Source organism: Pelagibacterium sp. (assembly GCF_035555455.1).
Taxonomy (GTDB): domain Bacteria; phylum Pseudomonadota; class Alphaproteobacteria; order Rhizobiales; family Devosiaceae; genus Pelagibacterium.
The window spans coordinates 1-16,852 of the sequence record NZ_DATMGM010000018.1 but is presented as its reverse complement, the minus strand read 5'-3'; the positions used below and the strand labels follow the sequence as shown (position 1 = coordinate 16,852).

Below are 16,852 nucleotides of genomic sequence, written 5' to 3'. Positions count from 1 at the left end.
CCTGAATGAACGTCAGGGGTGGGGCGCTATTCGCGCTCGTCGAGGTCCGCGTCGCTGCCCTTGAGGGATTTGAGCTTGGCAAACACCGATTCGGCCTCGCGTTCGGCGTCGTAGGCGTCGTCCGATGGGGTTTTTTCTGCGCCGTCTTCGGACTCGGTCTCGTATTGCGTCCGGCTCAGGGCTTCTTCGGCGGTGAGAAGGCGGGTGCCTTCCGGCGCTTCCTCGGTGATGCCGGCGGCGCGGGCAGCCTTGCGCACTTCCATGTCGAGTTCGACCTGGGTGCACAGGCCCAGCGTCACGGGATCCATGGCGGTCAAATTGGCCGTGTTCCAGTGGGTGCCGTCGCGTACGGCTTCGATGGTCGCCTTGGTTGTGCCCACCAGACGCATGATCTGGGCATCCTTGAGTTCAGGATGATTGCGCACCAGCCATTTGATGGCATTGGGGCGCTCGTGGCGGCGGGACGTGGGCGTGTAGCGCGGGCCACGACGCTTGGGGGCTGCAACCTTGACCTTGGGTTCGGACACCTTGAGCCGGTAATTCTGATCCGCTTCGCCCCGTGCGATTTCCTCGCGGGTCAACTGGCCATTCTGGACCGGGTTGACCCCGCGAATGCCTGTCGCCACGTCGCCATCGGCAATGCCTTGAACCTCAAGCGGGTGCAGGGTGCAGAAGTCGGCGATCTGCTTGAAGGACAGCCCGGTGTTTTCAACCAGCCAGACAGCGGTCGCCTTGGGCATGAGCAATTGTGTGGCCATTGATAAAGTTCTCCTGTGCTGCGACCCGGTATTCCTCCGGATCGCCCGCCTCGCCAATTGGTAAATGAGGGGGAATTTGAACGGCAATATAGGCGCTTGGGCGTGGCCTTGCAATTGTTAATCATATCATCCCGGTTTCAAGCGGGTCGGGAGTTCCGACGGGCTCGCTTTGGGGCGTGGGTTCCGGGGGATAGCCATCGAGCACCAGGGTGAAGATTTCGGTGTCGCGCATGCCGCGCAGGCTGAGGTGATCGGCGTCTTCCACGGCCATGAAAATTCCGTGGGGCGCGGCGGAGTACAGCCGGCGGCCCAGGAAGGCGGGAACGACCGTATCGCGCTCCCCGTGCACGATCACCACGGTTTCGGCCTGTGTTCCCGCGATACGGCGGGCGGAAAAGAACGTGTCGCGCATCAACTGGCCGGGCAGGAACGGCATGGTGGCGGCGACCACATCGGGCAGCGAGGAAAACGGCGCTTCGAGCACCAGGGCCTGGCTGGGGTGGCGTTCCGACATGGCGACCGCCACGCCGGTGCCCAGGGAATGGCCGTAAAACACCATTGGGCTGGAGGGCGCGCGCTCGCGCGCATAGGCGATGGCCGCCTCGGCATCGAGCAACAGCCCGGATTCGCTGGGCTCGCCGGTTGAGCCGGGATAGCCGCGATAGGCGAAGGTCAGGACGCCAAATCCGGCGTCGGCCCACGGGTTGGTGCCAAAGCGCACGGCGATGGGTTCGGGCACGCTGCCATTGCCGTGAAAGGCGACAATGACCGGAGCGTGGCCGGTCGGGGGCTTGAAATAGGCCTTGAGGCGCTCGCCATCCGAGGTTTCCAGAGTCAGGCGCTCGAAATCCGGGCCGACCATGGCAGCGAACGGCGCGGCATTCACGAAGCGGCGGGGGAACACCATTTCGCGCTGGAACGTATAGGCCACAAGGACAACGAACGCATAAACGAGCAACGACGCGAGGGCGATGCCGCCGATGAGGCGGAGGGTAGTCTGAGTCATCAAAGGTTCAATCAACATGCCGAACACTGGTTCGCGCCCCCAGCGAAAACAGAATCGCCATAGAGGTCATGGCTGGCAAGGGGCATCGGACGCCCTGACACAATCGTGAGCGCGCAGTGTTGTCGATCTGCATCAACGGCGGCGCGTGGGCAGGCAGATCAGGAAACGGTCAGGACGATCTTGCCGTAATGATCGGGCAGCGCCATGGCGCGATGCGCGTCGGCGGCGTTTTCCAGCGCGAAGGTGCGAATGCGTGGCGGCTGGATGGTGCCGGTTTCGATGCCCGGCCATACGGTCGATTTGAGCCCTTGCGCCAGGCGCGCCTTGGTGGCGGGCGGTTGCGGGCGCAGGGTGGAGCCTGAAAGGGTCAGCGCCTTCATCAGCAGCAGGCCCAGATTGACCTCGGCCTTCGCCCCGCCCTGGATAGCGAGCTGGAGGATGTGGCCGCCATAGGCGGCGGCCTCGAAATTGCGGTTGGCGTAGCTGCCGCCGATGAGATCGACAATGATGTCAGCGCCACGACCATCGGTGAGGGCGCGGGTGCGTTCGACGAAGTCTTCCGACGGATAGAGGATGGTGTGGGCAGCCCCCAATTGGCGGGCGTAAGCGGCTTTTTCGGGGCTTGAGACGGTGGCGATCGCCATGGCGCCATACAGCCGGCACATCTGGATCGCGGTTGCCCCAATGCCTCCGGACCCGCCGTGGACCAGAACCGTCTGGCCGGCTGCAAGGCGCGCTCGTTCCACCAAGGTTTGCTGGATGGTGAAAAAGGTTTCCGGAAGCGTTGCGGCCTGGATGTGTGACCATCCCGCGGGCTTGGGGAGCACCTGACCGACCGGCACGGCCACATAGTGCGCGTAGCCGCCGCCATTGCACAGGGCCACCACCTCATCGCCAATGGCCAGCCGCGTTTCATCTTCGCCCAGCGCGACGACGGTTCCTGACACCTCAAGACCGGGCAGGGGCGAAGCGCCGGGCGGGGGCGCATAGTTGCCCTTGCGTTGGGCCACATCGGGCCCGTTGACGCCGGCGGCCTTGACGGCAATCAGCACCTCGCCGGGATTGGGGTGCGGCGTGGGCACGGTTGTGGCCTGCAATACATCCGGGCCGCCGGGAGCAGTGATTTCAATGGCCAGCATGTAATCGGGAATTGTCATGGACGTCATCATAATGGCGGGACACAATGAGCCAAGCGCAAAATTTGGCGAGGTGAAGTGATGGACGACGATGTGGCCAAGGTGGCGCGGACCCATGAGATCGGGATGGGGCTCGACGCGCTGTCGATCGATGAGCTGGAACACCGCATCGAAGCGCTCAAGGCGGAAATCGGGCGGCTGGAGCGCGCGATCGCGGCCAAAAGCGCCAGCCGTTCGGCGGCCGACGCCGTGTTTAAATTCTGAAAACGCCGAGATCGGGCGGCGAGAAACCGGTAAGGTTAAAAAAGCGAGTCCTGTTAAGGAAAACTTTACGGTTCCGGGTTAGGTTTTGGTTATCCAGTTTGCGCTGGAGTTGTTCAGAGCGGTTCCTTCCCTCTGTTTGACGCCTCCCTGTTAACTTTCGAGAGCCGTTCACCGACGGCTCTTTTTTCTTTTTGGGGGGGCAGGTGTGCCGTGCGGCGGCGCGTTAAGCCTAGTTTCAAATCCCTTTTGCGCCGTGATGACGGCCTTGGGAAATGCGCGTAAGATCGGCCCATCAAGATCAAGTCTGACTCAAGGAGTGGCCGTGACCGACGCCAGATCCCCCAGCGATGCCGTTGCATTGACCCCAAGGCTTCTGGCTTCGGGCGGGTTCGACATGCTGTATCGCGAAGGCATGGGGCTGATCGAAGAGGTCGCGGCCTATCTCGACGGCGACGGGCGCAGCGAGAGCAAGGCGCTCAATCGGGAAGCCTCTTTCGTTTATGCCACCGAAAGCATGCGCCTCACCACACGGCTGATGCAGCTGGCGTCCTGGCTGTTGTTGCAGCGGGCGGTCAATGAGGGCGAGATTTCGTCCGAACAGGCATTGAGCGAAAAGGCCAAGGTGAAGTTTTCGGCCCTGCCGTCCGACCGGGGCGGGCCGGGATGGGACGATATCCCCGCGCAGATGAAGGCCTATATCGACAAGGGTGATCGGCTGTTCGAACGCGTCGTCAAGTTTGACCGCGTCGAGCGCGGCGAGGACCTTCCTGCCGAGCCGATGGGGGAAAACGCACTGACCTCGCAGATGGATCGGTTGCGGGCGGCGTTCGGCAGCTGACCGGGGGCCACCTCCAAGTCGTCATCGCAACAAAAAGCCCGGCACATTGGCCGGGCTTTGATATTTCCGAGCAGCGGTCTCTTACGAGCCGAGGATGCCCTTGAACTTTTCCTTGAAGCGCGACACGCGTCCACCGCGGTCGACCAGCTTGCCCTGACCACCGGTCCATGCCGGGTGCGTGGTGGGGTCGATATCGAGCTGGAGGACGTCGCCTTCCTTGCCGTAGGTCGAACGGGTCTTGTATTCGGTCCCGTCGGTCATCGTCACGGTGATGAAGTGGTAATCGGGATGGATGTCTTTTTTCATGGATCGGGCCCTAAATCAAACGGGCGCAGCAGCGCCCGAACGAGTTCTCTCGCAAATTGGTTGGCTGCCTTTTACAGAAACACGGGCGCGAGCGCAAGGGGCGGCAAAGACACACGTTGTCAATGCAGGCAACTTGCCCCACGAGCCTTGAGGGACTATCTAGGCGCCAAACACGGCAGGCCCAATCATGTCTGAAATCAATCCGCAAAAATCGATGGCGCAAGCCGACTCAGAGCTGCCGCGCCTCAAGGCCGGTGCGAAACCGTCTTCGCTGGCACCGCTGCGCCGGCTATTGCCGTTCCTGTTGCGTTATCCGCTCCGTCTTGCGCTGACCCTGGCCTTCCTGCTGATCGCGGCGATTGCGTCGCTGTCGATCCCCTATTTTGCAGGGAACTTCATCGACGAAGGGTTCGTTACGGAAAATTTCGAGATCGTCACCTCCTATGCCTGGCTGATCGTGGTCATTGGCGGGGTGATGGCGGTTTCGGCGGGGGCCCGATTCTATCTGATTTCGGTTATCGGGGAACGGGTGATCACCGACCTGCGCCAGGAAGTGTTCGACAATCTGATGACGCTCGATGCGACGTTTTATGACGTCAACCGGGTGGGAGAGTTGACGTCTCGCCTCAATGCCGACGTGGCGGTGATCCGCAGCGCGGTGGGGTCGTCCGCCTCGCTGGCCCTGCGCTCGCTCATCTTGTTGCTGGGCGCGGTGCTGATGATGTTCCTCACCAACTTCCAGCTGGCGCTGGGGGTTGTCGTGGTCATCCCGATGATCGTCATTCCGCTGGTTATCATGGGACGGCGGATGCGCAAGGTGTCGCGGGTGACCCAGGATTCGCTGGCCGATCTTTCCGCGATGGTTACCGAGACGTTGTCGTCGGTCAAAACGGTCAAATCCTTCGTGCAGGAAGAGCATCAGCAAAATGTCTTCCGCGGTTATGCCGAGACGACCTATGAGGCAGAACTCAACCGGTTGCTGACCCGCTCGCTGCTGATCGGCATCGTGATGTTCGTCGCCATTTGCGCCATGGTGGCGCTGGTGTGGATGGGCAGCCAGGCGGTGTTCAGCGGGTTGATCAGCGTTGGCGAGGTGGCCCAGTTCGCCATCTATGCGGTGATTGCCACCAGCGCGCTGACCAATATGAGCGATCTGTTCGGCACCTTGCAGCAGGTTTCCGGGGCGACCGAGCGGCTGATCGAATTGCTCGATACGCGTTCGGGGCTGCCGGTGCGGGCCGACCCCGTGGCCTTGCCTGAGCCGCCCATCGGACGGGTGGCGTTCGAAGACGTTGATTTCAGCTATATCACTCGCGATGACGCGCCGATCCTCGCCGGGCTCTCGTTTGCCGTCGAGCCGGGAGAAACCGTGGCGCTGGTGGGGGCGTCGGGGGCCGGGAAATCGACGGTCTTTTCGCTGTTGCAGCGGTTTTACGATGTAAATTCGGGCGTGGTGCGGGTCGATGGGATCGATGTGCGCGACGCCGATCCGGCGCCATTGCGCCGACGGTTCGCATCAGTGGACCAGGAACCGGTGATCTTTGCTGGCTCGATCGCCGATAATATCCGCTTTGCCAAACCCGATGCGGGCATGGACGAAGTTCGGGCCGCCGCCGATGCGGCGCTGGTGACCGGGTTTGTCGAAGAGTTGCCTGAGGGGTTTGATACGCTTGTTGGCGAGCGCGGGGTCATGCTGTCGGGCGGGCAGAAGCAGCGTGTTGCCATCGCGCGGGCCCTGTTGAAGGACGCCCCCATTCTGCTGCTTGACGAGGCCACCAGCGCGCTCGATGCGCAGAGCGAGCACCTTGTGCAGCGGGCGCTTGAAAGGCTGATGCAGGGCCGGACCACGCTGGTCATCGCGCACCGGCTTGCCACCATCCGCAACGCCGACCGGATTCTGGTGCTCGACAAGGGACGCCTGATCGATCAGGGCACCCATGATGAACTGGTCACCAAGGGCGGCCGCTATGCGGAGCTGGCCAAATTGCAGTTCCGGATCAATGACGAGGCGCTGCCGGGGTAGGGAGCGCTCCACCTCAGCGCACCCCTCATTCCCCCCTTCTGCCTCAAGGGAGAAGGGGGCTCTTTTGGTGAGGTCTAACGACCTATCCCTCGGTCAGCTTGAATTCGATGCGGCGATTGCGGCGGTAGGCTTCGTCGGATTCGCCAGGGTCGAGGGGGGCGAATTCGCCGAACCCGGCGGCGACCAGTCGGTTGGGGGAAACGCCCTGTTGCACCAGGAGCTTGGCGACGGAAATGGCGCGGGCGGCGGAGAGCTCCCAGTTTGAGGGGAACTGCGGTGTCGAGATCGGGCGTCGGTCGGTATGCCCATCGATGCGCAGCACCCATGGGATATCGGAGGGGATTTCCTGCTCAAGCTCAAGGATAGCCGAGGCCAGACCATTGATCTGGTTCTGGCCTTCGGCAGAAATGACGGCCTGTCCCGCGTCGAACAGGACCTCTGACTGGAAGACGAAACGGTCTCCGACCACTTGCACATCCGAACGGCCTTCGAGAATTTGGCGCAGGCGCCCGAAGAAATCGGAGCGGTAGCGTGAGAGATCCTGCACACGCTGGGCAAGGGCGACGTTGAGGCGGCGGCCCAGATCGGCGATTTGGGTGCGGCTCTCGGTGTCGCGCAGTTCCGACGCTTCCAGCGCCGCTTCAAGCGCACCGATCTGCTGGCGCAGGGCGGCAAGCTGCTGGTTGAGCAGGGCCACCTGTGCCTGAGCTTCAGAGGACAGCTCGCGCTCGGCGGAAAGCTCGGATTCAAGCCCTGCGAGCGTGCTGTCATATTCGGCGATGCCAGCCCCGAGCCCGGCCATCTGGCTCTGCAATGAGTCGCGTTCGGACTCCACGCCGGAGAGGGTGGCTGAAAGCGACGCTATGGATAGTTCCAGATCTTCGGAATTGGCGCGTTCGAGCTGGAGCAGGTCGGTGAGTTCGGCGATCTGGGCGTTGAGCCGTTGCAGGGCGCTATCGCGGCCAAGAATTTCCTGATTGAGGAAAAACTGCGCCACCATGAACATGGACAGCAGGAAGATGATGACGAGCAGCAGGCTCGACAACGCGTCGACATAGCCGGGCCAGAAGTTGGGGCGTTCCGAAGTCCGTCCGCGAACGAGAGCCATATCCGATGCTCCTGATCAATGGCCGTCGCGGGGACGGTCCGAATCCTGCAACAGCGCATCGATCAGGCGGGTCAACCGCTGGTTGACCTCGGACTGATCGGTGATGTGGGCCCGCAAGTCTTCCTGCTCGGCACGAATATGCTTGACCAGACCGTCGATGCCCTTGGCCAGTTCGGCCATGGCGCGAATGGCGTTTTGCGACGAGTTCTGCGTCTGCATGGTTGCGCCGAGCCGTTCGAACATTTGCTGCATTTCGTTGCTGGACACGTCGAAATTGCTGGCCTGCATTGCTGTCATGGGGTGGTCGAGTTCGGTCATCGAACTCATCCAGTCTTCCAGATCGGTATAGAATGCGTTCTGCGCCTGCGACGTCTGGAGATCGAGAAAGCCGAGGATGAGCGAACCGGCCAGGCCGAACAGGGAGGATGAAAAGGCCGTGGACATGCCGCCCAGCGGCGCTTCGAGGCCATCGCGGAGATTGCCGAACAGGCTGGCGCTATCGCCCGAAGCGGCATCAAGGCTCTGAATAACCCCGGCGACCGAGCCCACGGTCTGCAACAGACCGTAAAAGGTGCCCAGAAGGCCCAGGAACACCAGCAGGCCGGTGAGGTAGCGTGAGGTCTCCTTGGCTTCATCGAGGCGTATGCCCACCGAATCGAGGATGGAGCGCATCGAGGCCGGAGTGATGACGGTCTCGCCAAGACGATCGCGCATGATAGCGGCGACGGGGGCCAGCAGGATCGGAGCGCGGCGCAATTGCCCGGCATTGCCCTCTTGCAGGGAATTGACCCAGCGCACTTCAGGGAAAAGCCGAATGACCTGCCGGAAGCTGAGCACGATACCAACCGTGAACGCAAACAGGATAAGGCCGTTGATGAAGGGCGACGACCAGAATGCGGTCAACAATTGCGAGAGCAGGATGATCGCCACCATCGCCACAAGGACGAGAAAGATCACCATCTTGATCAGATAGACCAGAGGATTGGCGAGGTGGTAAGGATCGTAGGGCTGAGTCATTGACCTGTCTGGCTCCGGTGCAGCGCCCCGGAACGGCGTCTGCTGTCGGGCGCCAGCTTAGTCAGGCCATTCTGGCCTGACAATGACTTGCGCGGGGATTTTGCGGGTTCCGGGCCCTCAAACGACCGCCTGAACGGATTTGAGCAGAGCCGCGTGGATGGGTTCGTTGCCAGCAACGACCTGGCCCTTGGCAACGGCGTCATTGCCGCCAGTGTAGTCGGTAATGAACCCGCCAGCTTCCTTGATCAAAAGTAGACCCGGGGCAATGTCCCACGGGGCGAGGCGATCTTCCCAGACACCGTCGAACCGGCCAGCCGCCAGCCAGGCGAGGTCAATGGAGATCGAGCCGGTGCGGCGTACTCCGGCGACGGCGGGGGTGATGTGAGCCACCTGCCGCAAGGAGACGGCATCGGTCGGTTTGCCGGTCAGCTTGATGCCGGTTGAAACTACGGCTTCCGAGAGGTGCCGACGGCCCGCCATGCGCAAACGGCGGTTGTTGAGCCAGGCACCGTTGCCCTTTTCAGCAACGAACAGCTCGTCCATCACCGGGTTAAACACCAGAGAGGAAACGATCTCGCCGCTGCGCTCAAGGGCGATGGCGACGGCAAACAACGGAATGCCGTGCAGGAAATTGGTGGTGCCGTCGATGGGGTCGATGATCCAGCGGTGCATCCCGTCGGTGCCCTTGATCTCGCCGCCTTCCTCCATGAGGAAGGAATAGGTCGGGCGGGCCTTGAGAAGCTCCTCCATGATGACCTTTTCGGCGCGCTTGTCGGCAACCGAGACGAAATCAGCAGGTCCCTTGCGGGAGACCTGGAGATTTTCAACTTCACCGAAATCGCGGATCAGGCCCCTGCCGGCCTTGAATGCGGCATTGACCATGATGTTCATCAGCGCGGAGCGGGCCATGGCGGGTTCCTGTCGGGCGTTGGATCAATAAAAGGGCTGGCGGGAGCCAGATGGCTCCCGAAAAGGCTGGGTCAGTCGGCGCGGCGAACGTAGGTGACTTCTTCGGTGTCGACGACGATCTTCTGGCCGATACCGACAAAGGGGGGCACCATCGTGCGGACGCCGTTTTCCAGAACTGCCGGCTTGAAAGAGTTGGCGGCGGTCTGTCCCTTGACCACGGGCTCAGTGTCGGTGACTTCGAGAATGACCTGCGCGGGGAGTTGAATGCCGAGCGGCTTGTCTTCGTGCATTTCGACAGTCACCATCATGCCGTCCTGCAGGAATGCGGCGCGTTCGCCGACAAAATCGGTGTCGAGTTCGATCTGCTCATAGGTGTCGGTATTCATGAACACCAGCGCATCGCCCTGCGCGTAGAGATATTGGAAGTCACGTTGTTCAAGGCTGACACGCTCGACGGTCTCTGCGGAGCGGAATCGTTCGTTGAGCTTGGTGCCTTCAATGATTGCCTTGAGTTCGACCTGGGCGTATGCGCCGCCCTTACCCGGTTTGACGTGATCGACCTTAACCGCCACCCAGAGCTTGTCCTGATGCATGATCACATTGCCGGGACGGATTTCGTTGCCGTTGATCTTCATAGTGAATGACTTTTCGCTGCGGCGTTCGCTTGGGACCGTTGGCGACACGCGGTTGGAACGGAGCGCCGTGAAGCGAAAAGCCCAAAATGCTTTTCCACTGCGACAGCGCGATCTGACACGATGTTACAATACACATGGCCCGTTCGGTCAGGATTGGACCAGCCATGGTGTTCAAGCTGGCTTTTGCCCTAGAATGCGGCGGTTTTCAACCCTGCCGTAAAGAGGGTGAAACCTGAACCATACCGCAACAGCGCCGCTAGGGGTCGGGTGGTACAGTCAATGTCTGTGGCAGGGGGGTGGGCTCGGGCGTATCGGACTGAATATCGGACGAACCATTTGTGGGCGGCGAAGCAGGCCAGAACCGTGCTCGCTCCTCGCCCTGAGCAACTGTTTCACGTTCGGCGGCGCGGAGCATCTGGTCGAGGGCGTCGTCGGTGAGCCCCTGACGCCGGGCGAGGGAGCGATACATCGCGGCTGTTTCGAAATCCTGTGCCACGCCTTCTCCGGTGGCAAGCATCATGGCGTAGCGGACCTGTCCTACGGCATTGCCCGCTTCAGCCGCCCGGCCATACCAGAGCGCGGCGCTTTCCGCTTCGCGGGTGCCGGTACGCGTGCCGAGATAAAGCAGGGTCGCGTATTCGACCTGCGCGGCGGGCAGGCCAGCTTCGGCAGAGGCTTCGAGCAGATCGAGCGCCCGCTCGGTATTGGGGGGCACTCCCGCGCCTTCGAGCAGCATGATGGCGAAATCATACTGGGCCTCTGGCAGACCCGTTTCAGCGGCCTTGCCGATCAGTTCGGCGGCCCGCACCAGATTGGGCTCGGCGTGCAGCCCCTCGACATGGAGAAGCCCCAGATTGTACATCGCGGCAGGATGGCCTTCGGCGGCGGCCTTTTCAAACAGCGTCGCGGCGCGCTGGCGATTGCGGGGCACGCCGGTGCCGTTCTGGTAGATCATGGCGAGCTGGAAGGTCGCCTGGATGTCGCCATTCTGATCGGCCTGGGCATACCAGCCAATCGCCTTGGGGATATCCTGAGGGACGCCCAGCCCATTGGCGTGGATTTCAGCGATCAGGGTCTGTGCGACCGCATCGTCTTGTGCCGCGCGGCGCTCGGCCAGGCGCAGGGCAGTGAGATAATAGCCACGCTGGAAGGCGCCAAAGGCGAGGTCGACACCTTCCGGCGGATCAAGCAGCAGGCGGGAAATGTCGACGGCCTCGTCCATCTGTCCGGATTGCGCGGTGGCGCAGAGCGGGGCGATGGCCAGTAGGGCAGCCAACATGGTGGCGGCCAGCCTCATGCGGTGGCTCCGGCTGTTACATCGATTTTGTCCCAGTCGGCCTCGTCGTACGCAATGAATTCCGAGCCGAGGGTATCGAACACTTCGGCCTCGCCGGTTGTCGCGCGATAGACCGAGGGCACTTCGAAGGTTTCTGCCCACCATTGGGCCATGTCGCGCTCGTCAGCGCGCTCCTCGGTACCGGGTTCGGCGCGATCGCCGAACAGCAGATAGTCGATATCAAGTTCGCCGCGCAGCATGGCTTCGTGGCGCGAGCCGATATCGCCGGACCCGACGATGTGGTCAGGCTTGAGGGTGTCGATCGCCTCGCGCAGCGCCTTGATGCCGCCCGACATATGAACGCCGTCGGCGCGGGTCGATTTGACGAGACTGGGCCGCCCATCAACCAGAACGGCGCAATCATGGGCGTGGGCGATCGGCACCAGCGCCTTGAGCTTGTCCACATAGGCATAATCATCCGCCTCGCCGGCGGAGACAAGCACGACGGCGGCGCCGACCCGTTCGAGCGTCGCCTTGAGGTGCGTCGCCGTGGTTTCGGTCTCTGCGTTCGGATCGGTGATGAGGAAAATTTCGCTGGCCATGGTGCCCCAATATTCTTTGTGTTCCCCATGCCGTCAAACCATGACGAAAAAGGGACGCTGTGGCTTACAGCGTCCCTTGCGTATTTGGAAGGTGCAACCGCGGGTTGCGCCGCTCCTATTATGCGGCGCGGTCGAGTTCCGGCGCCCACTCCCCACGCGAAGCCAGCGAATTCATGCGGGCGCGGTGGGTGAAGGCCGCGCGGGCGGCTTCGACGTTTTCCGGCTTGCCGGCCCAGGCGGCGAGAGCATCGGCCTGGAGCGCGCGGCCATACGAGAAGGTCAGGGCCCAGGGAAGCTTGCTCACATGCTGCATTGCCGAAAGGTTGGCGCTGGCCTGTTCGCTGGTCTGGCCGCCCGAAAGGAAGGCGATGCCGGGAACGATGGGGGGGACGGTCGCCTTGAGGGTGCGCACCGTGCGCTCGGCAACGTCCTCGACCGAGACCTTGGGGCCGTTGACGCCGGGGATGACCATGTTGGGCTTGAGGATCATGCCATCGAGTTCGACGCCCGCGAGGCGCAGTTGTTCGAAGACTTCGCCCAAGGTGTCGGTGGTTACCCGTTCGCACACCTCAATGGTGTGATCGCCGGGCTTGCCATCGGCCAGGACTTCCGGCTCGACGATCGGCACGATGCCCGCTTCCTGACACAGGGCAGCATAGCGGGCCAGCGCGTGGGCATTGGCATGGATCGAGGCGCGGGTGGGCTTGTTCTCGCCGATGGCGATGACGGCCCGCCACTTGGCGAAGGCTGCGCCGATCCGTGCGTATTCGTTGAGCCGTTCGCGCAGGCCGTCGAGGCCTTCGGTGACGGTTTCATCGGCATAGCCCGGCATCGGCTTGGCACCGATATCGACCTTGATGCCCGGCAGGCAGTTCATGGCGCGCAGCATGTCGACGAAGGAGGTTCCGTCCGAAGCCGACTGGCGCAGGGTTTCATCGAACAGGATGACGCCGGAAATGTAGCTTGTCATCGCTTCGGTCGCACCGAACAGCATTTCGCGATAATCGCGCCGGGTCGTTTCGGTGGACTCGACCCCGATGGTGTCGAGCCGCTTCTTGATGGTGCCGGTGGATTCGTCGGCGGCAAGGATTCCCTTGCCGGGCGCAACGAGCTGGTGGGCAATGTCGCTCAACCGAGACATCGAAAACAAACCCCATTTTTATGAATCGTGCGCGGAAAATACCCAACATGCCCGTCAAAATCGATTAGACGTTCGGGTATGGGACCAATTGATGAGAGAGGTAATATCCACTCTCTCACCAGGCGGTTCGTCAGCCTTGCCGCAGCGCGTCGACGCCGGGGAGAGGCTTGCCTTCCATCCATTCAAGGAAAGCGCCGCCGGCGGTGGAAACGTAGGTGAAGTCGTCCTTCACCCCGGCATGGGCGAGGGCCGCGACCGTATCGCCGCCGCCGGCCACCGATGTGAGCAGGCCCTTGCGGGTGCGTTCGGCGACGTGCCGGGCCACGTCCACCGTTGCCGTATCGAACGGGGCAATCTCGAAAGCGCCGAGGGGGCCGTTCCAGACCACGGTCTTTGCCTCATTGATGGCGGTCTTGATCTTTTCAACCGATTGGGGTCCGGCATCGAGAACCATGCCGTCCTTGTCGATGGCGTCGAGGCCATAGACGCGGGAGGGCGTATTGGCCTCAAAGTGCCAGGCCACCACGCCGTCAATGGGCAGAATGATGGCGCAGCGCGCCTCTTCGGCCTTGTCCATGATGCGCAGGGCCGTGTCCTTGAGGTCGCGCTCGCACAGGGATTTTCCGACATCATAGCCAAGGGCGTAGATGAAGGTGTTGGCCATGCCGCCACCGATCACGAGGCCTTCGACGCGAGTCACGAGATTTTCCAGCAGATCGATCTTGGTGGAGACCTTGGCCCCGCCCACGACAGCGATCACCGGCTTTTGCGGATTGCCCAGTCCCTGTTCGAGGGCCTTGAGCTCGGCTTCCATGGCCCGGCCTGCCGCAGAGGGCAGCGCGTGCGCCAGCCCTTCGGTGGAGGCGTGAGCGCGGTGCGCGGCTGAAAACGCGTCGTTGACGTACAGGTCGCCCAGCGACGCCATGCGCGCCACCAGCTCCGGATCGTTGGCTTCCTCGCCGGGATGAAAGCGGGTGTTTTCGAGCAGCACCACCGAGCCGGGTTCGGCGCTTTCGATCACCTTTCGGGCTTCGCTCACATCGGTCCAGTCGGTGCGGGCGAAATGGACCGGCTTGCCGACGATGCGCCGCAGATCGCCAACCACCACTTCGAGGCTCATGGCGGGATCGACCTTACCCTTGGGACGTCCGAAATGGGCGAGCAGGATCGGCAGGCCGCCCTTGTTGGCGATTTCGGCGATGGTGAGGGCCACGCGTTCGATGCGGGTTGCGTCGGTCACCTTGCCGTCCTTGGTCGGCACGTTGAGATCGACGCGCACCAGGACGCGCTTGCCGTCCAGAGACAGGTCATCGAGGGTTTTGAACGCAACGCTCATGCGAGGCACCTTTTTCCTAACGTTATTGGGTAGCAGAGTGCGGCCCGGGGCGGAAGTCCCGAGCGGCTCAATTGACCGCTCGACAACACGAATGCAACGGGGATCGTATCATGAAGCCCATCTTTTTGCCCTTCGTGCTCTGCGCCATGGCAGCCATGGTTCCAGCGTCTGCCCAGCAGGCCCCGATCTGGGGCGGATATTACAATATGGGGACGTTCGCAGCTGGTGGCGGCAGCGAGACAGATGGCCATATCAGTCTGGAATGTGCGGGGGACCATCTCGACGATGCGGGCGCCCTTCTGCTGCAATTGACGCCCGCCGCAGGGATCGAACCGTTTGCGGATGCGCCACCGCAGCTCGAATTTTTGATTGACGGCCAGCAGATGGCATTGCCGGTTACGGCGGAAGACGGCGCTGTGTTCTTTTACCGCTCTGGACCCGGCGACGGGCGGACGCTGGCCCTGATCGATGCGCTGCGGCGCGGGCACATGCTCATCGTTTCGGCGCCTGAGCTGGATATTGCCGAAATATCCCTCGGGGGATCGTTCGAGGCGCTGACATATGTGGCGGCGTGCGTGGCTGGCAACGACCAGTGACTGCCGGAGGTCCGGGATTGCTCCCGAAACTCCGGTCCAGCAGAGACGCTTAGAGCGTCTTGGCAAAGGCGACGGCGGTGTCGCTCATGCGGTTCGAGAAGCCCCACTCGTTATCGTACCAGGTGAGGATGCGCACGAAGGTGCCGTCCATGACCTTGGTCTGGTCCATGTGGAAGATCGAGGACCGGGGATCATGGTTGAAGTCGATGGAGACCAGCTTTTCGGTGGTGTAGCCGAGGATGCCCTTGAGCTGACCTTCGGCTGCTTCCTGAATCGCGGCGTTGATCTCTTCGATCGAGGTCGACTTCTTGGCGATGAACTTGAAGTCCACAACCGAGACGTTCGGGGTGGGAACGCGGATGGAAGTGCCGTCGAGCTTGCCGTTCAACTCGGGCAGGACGAGGCCAACGGCCTTGGCGGCGCCGGTGGTGGTCGGGATCATCGACAGCGCCGCTGCACGGGCGCGGTAGAGGTCCTTGTGCATGGTGTCGAGGGTGGGCTGGTCGCCGGTGTAGGAGTGAATCGTGGTCATGAAACCACGCTCGATGCCGACGGCCTTATCGAGCACGTGGGCGACCGGTGCCAGGCAGTTGGTGGTGCACGAAGCGTTGGAGATCACCACGTGATCGCGCGACAGCAGGTGATGGTTGACGCCATAGACCACGGTGAGGTCGGCGCCTTCGGCGGGAGCCGAGACGATCACTTTTTTCGCGCCGGCTTCGAGGTGGGCCGAGGCCTTTTCCTTGGACGCAAAGATGCCGGTGCATTCCATGACGATATCGACGCCGAGTTCCTTGTGAGGAAGCTCAGCGGGGTTGCGAACCGCCGTGACCTTGATGGGGCCGCGGCCCACATCAATGGTGTCGCCCGCGACCGTCACCGTGCCGGGGAATTTGCCGTGTACGGAATCGTAGCGGATGAGGTGGGCATTGGTCTCGACCGGACCCAGATCATTGATGGCGACGATTTCAATATCGGTGCGACCGGATTCGACGATGGCGCGCAGGATGTTGCGGCCGATGCGGCCAAATCCGTTGATGGCGACGCGGACGGTCATGGAGCTGCTCCTTGAATATGACATGCCGGATGGCAGGGTGGAGCGCCTCTGGGCGCTCCTTGCCGGTAAAAGTGACTTAAAGCTGGGCCTTGGCCGCTTCAACAACGGCTTTGGTCGTAATACCGAAGTGCTTGTAGAGCTCGTCGATCGGGCCGGAGGCGCCGAACCCGGTCATGCCGATGAACCGGCCCTTGTCGCCGAGGAACTTCGACCAGCCCATTTCGATGCCGGCTTCGACGGCGACGCGCGCCCGTGCGCTACCGAAGACCGAACGCTTGTAGTCGTCAGGCTGGGCGTGGAACAGTTCCATGGACGGCACCGACACACAGCGCGCGGAAATGCCTTCGGCGGACAGTTCCCTGGCCGCTTCGAGCGCCAGTTGCACTTCCGAACCGGTGCCGAAAATCACCACATCGGCGTCTTCGTCACCCCACAGGGTATAGGCCCCGCGCAGGCACAGATTGTCTTCCGAATACGCATCCCGCAAGGCGGGCAAGCCCTGACGCGAAAGTGCGAGGATCGAAGGGGTCTTCTCGCGCTCCAGCGTGATTTCCCAGCATTCGGCGGCTTCCATCGCATCGGCGGGACGCAGGACGAGCAGATTGGGAATGGCGCGCAGGGCGGCAAGATGTTCGACCGGCTGGTGAGTCGGACCGTCTTCGCCCAGGCCGATGGAATCGTGGGTCATCACATAGCCGACGCGGATGCCCATCAGGGCGGACAGCCGGATCGAAGGGCGGCAATAATCGGTGAACGTCATGAACGTGCCGCCATAAGGGATCAGGCCCCCGTGCAGCGCGATGCCGTTCATGGCTGCAGCCATGCCGTGTTCGCGGATGCCGTA

At 62.3% G+C, this 16,852-nt stretch carries 18 protein-coding genes; 4 read left to right on the top strand and 14 right to left on the bottom strand.

Features of this window, described 5'->3' with window-relative positions:
* Nucleotides 1-26: 26 nt before the first annotated feature.
* The 3 genes from VNS12_RS03005 to VNS12_RS02995 form a co-directional block, all read right to left on the bottom strand.
* Nucleotides 27-758: a DUF1013 domain-containing protein gene (locus tag VNS12_RS03005; RefSeq protein WP_325486361.1), complete on the bottom strand. Its 732-nt coding sequence runs from the start codon at nucleotides 756-758 to the stop codon at nucleotides 27-29.
* 121 nt (nucleotides 759-879) lie between these two features.
* The gene (locus VNS12_RS03000; protein ID WP_325486360.1) at nucleotides 880-1,764 is read right to left on the bottom strand and encodes an alpha/beta hydrolase; all 885 of its coding nucleotides are present in this window, start codon (nucleotides 1,762-1,764) and stop codon (nucleotides 880-882) included.
* A 158-nt stretch (nucleotides 1,765-1,922) separates the two neighbouring features.
* Nucleotides 1,923-2,921, bottom strand: coding sequence for an NAD(P)H-quinone oxidoreductase (locus tag VNS12_RS02995; protein WP_325486359.1), 999 nt, complete (start codon nucleotides 2,919-2,921; stop codon nucleotides 1,923-1,925).
* Between the two features lie 60 nt (nucleotides 2,922-2,981).
* Between VNS12_RS02995 and VNS12_RS02990 the strand changes: the two genes are divergently transcribed.
* Nucleotides 2,982-3,164 carry a DUF1192 domain-containing protein gene (locus VNS12_RS02990; protein WP_325486358.1) on the top strand — a complete coding sequence of 61 codons (183 nt, stop codon included), beginning with the start codon at nucleotides 2,982-2,984 and terminating at the stop codon, nucleotides 3,162-3,164.
* 322 nt (nucleotides 3,165-3,486) lie between these two features.
* On the top strand, nucleotides 3,487-4,002 hold the full coding sequence (gene rcdA / locus VNS12_RS02985; RefSeq protein ID WP_325486357.1) for a protease adaptor protein RcdA: 516 nt from the start codon (nucleotides 3,487-3,489) through the stop codon (nucleotides 4,000-4,002).
* 81 nt (nucleotides 4,003-4,083) lie between these two features.
* Here the strand turns inward: rcdA and rpmE are convergent, their stop codons facing one another.
* A complete protein-coding gene (gene rpmE / locus VNS12_RS02980) occupies nucleotides 4,084-4,308 on the bottom strand; it encodes a 50S ribosomal protein L31 (RefSeq protein WP_325486356.1) in 225 nt (74 codons plus the stop codon).
* 187 nt (nucleotides 4,309-4,495) lie between these two features.
* Between rpmE and VNS12_RS02975 the strand changes: the two genes are divergently transcribed.
* Nucleotides 4,496-6,331, top strand: coding sequence for an ABC transporter transmembrane domain-containing protein (locus VNS12_RS02975; protein ID WP_325486355.1), 1,836 nt, complete (start codon nucleotides 4,496-4,498; stop codon nucleotides 6,329-6,331).
* 82 nt (nucleotides 6,332-6,413) lie between these two features.
* Here VNS12_RS02975 and VNS12_RS02970 read toward each other — a convergent pair whose 3' ends face one another.
* From VNS12_RS02970 to VNS12_RS02935, 8 genes are all read right to left on the bottom strand, one after another.
* Nucleotides 6,414-7,439 carry a peptidoglycan -binding protein gene (locus VNS12_RS02970; RefSeq protein WP_325486354.1) on the bottom strand — a complete coding sequence of 342 codons (1,026 nt, stop codon included), beginning with the start codon at nucleotides 7,437-7,439 and terminating at the stop codon, nucleotides 6,414-6,416.
* A 15-nt stretch (nucleotides 7,440-7,454) separates the two neighbouring features.
* Nucleotides 7,455-8,456, bottom strand: a complete 1,002-nt coding sequence (locus VNS12_RS02965) for a flagellar motor protein MotA (RefSeq protein ID WP_325486353.1) — start codon at nucleotides 8,454-8,456, stop codon at nucleotides 7,455-7,457.
* Between the two features lie 117 nt (nucleotides 8,457-8,573).
* Nucleotides 8,574-9,365, bottom strand: coding sequence for an inositol monophosphatase family protein (locus VNS12_RS02960; RefSeq protein ID WP_325486352.1), 792 nt, complete (start codon nucleotides 9,363-9,365; stop codon nucleotides 8,574-8,576).
* A 71-nt stretch (nucleotides 9,366-9,436) separates the two neighbouring features.
* On the bottom strand, nucleotides 9,437-10,000 hold the full coding sequence (gene efp, locus VNS12_RS02955; RefSeq protein ID WP_325486351.1) for an elongation factor P: 564 nt from the start codon (nucleotides 9,998-10,000) through the stop codon (nucleotides 9,437-9,439).
* A 256-nt stretch (nucleotides 10,001-10,256) separates the two neighbouring features.
* Nucleotides 10,257-11,297, bottom strand: a complete 1,041-nt coding sequence (locus VNS12_RS02950) for a tetratricopeptide repeat protein (protein ID WP_325486350.1) — start codon at nucleotides 11,295-11,297, stop codon at nucleotides 10,257-10,259.
* Nucleotides 11,294-11,878: a thiamine phosphate synthase gene (locus tag VNS12_RS02945; protein WP_325486349.1), complete on the bottom strand. Its 585-nt coding sequence runs from the start codon at nucleotides 11,876-11,878 to the stop codon at nucleotides 11,294-11,296. The genes VNS12_RS02950 and VNS12_RS02945 overlap by 4 nt, the downstream gene beginning before the upstream one ends.
* A 118-nt stretch (nucleotides 11,879-11,996) precedes the next feature.
* On the bottom strand, nucleotides 11,997-13,019 hold the full coding sequence (locus VNS12_RS02940) for a class I fructose-bisphosphate aldolase (protein WP_325486348.1): 1,023 nt from the start codon (nucleotides 13,017-13,019) through the stop codon (nucleotides 11,997-11,999).
* Nucleotides 13,020-13,149: 130 nt separating this feature from the next.
* Nucleotides 13,150-14,355, bottom strand: coding sequence for a phosphoglycerate kinase (locus VNS12_RS02935; RefSeq protein ID WP_325486347.1), 1,206 nt, complete (start codon nucleotides 14,353-14,355; stop codon nucleotides 13,150-13,152).
* A gap of 110 nt (nucleotides 14,356-14,465) precedes the next feature.
* Between VNS12_RS02935 and VNS12_RS02930 the strand changes: the two genes are divergently transcribed.
* Nucleotides 14,466-14,951: a hypothetical protein gene (locus VNS12_RS02930; RefSeq protein WP_325486346.1), complete on the top strand. Its 486-nt coding sequence runs from the start codon at nucleotides 14,466-14,468 to the stop codon at nucleotides 14,949-14,951.
* A 49-nt stretch (nucleotides 14,952-15,000) separates the two neighbouring features.
* Here VNS12_RS02930 and gap read toward each other — a convergent pair whose 3' ends face one another.
* The gene (gene gap, locus VNS12_RS02925; protein WP_325486345.1) at nucleotides 15,001-16,008 is read right to left on the bottom strand and encodes a type I glyceraldehyde-3-phosphate dehydrogenase; all 1,008 of its coding nucleotides are present in this window, start codon (nucleotides 16,006-16,008) and stop codon (nucleotides 15,001-15,003) included.
* 76 nt (nucleotides 16,009-16,084) lie between these two features.
* On the bottom strand, nucleotides 16,085-16,852 hold a 768-nt coding region (locus VNS12_RS02920; RefSeq protein ID WP_325486344.1), incomplete at its 5' end, for a transketolase-like TK C-terminal-containing protein.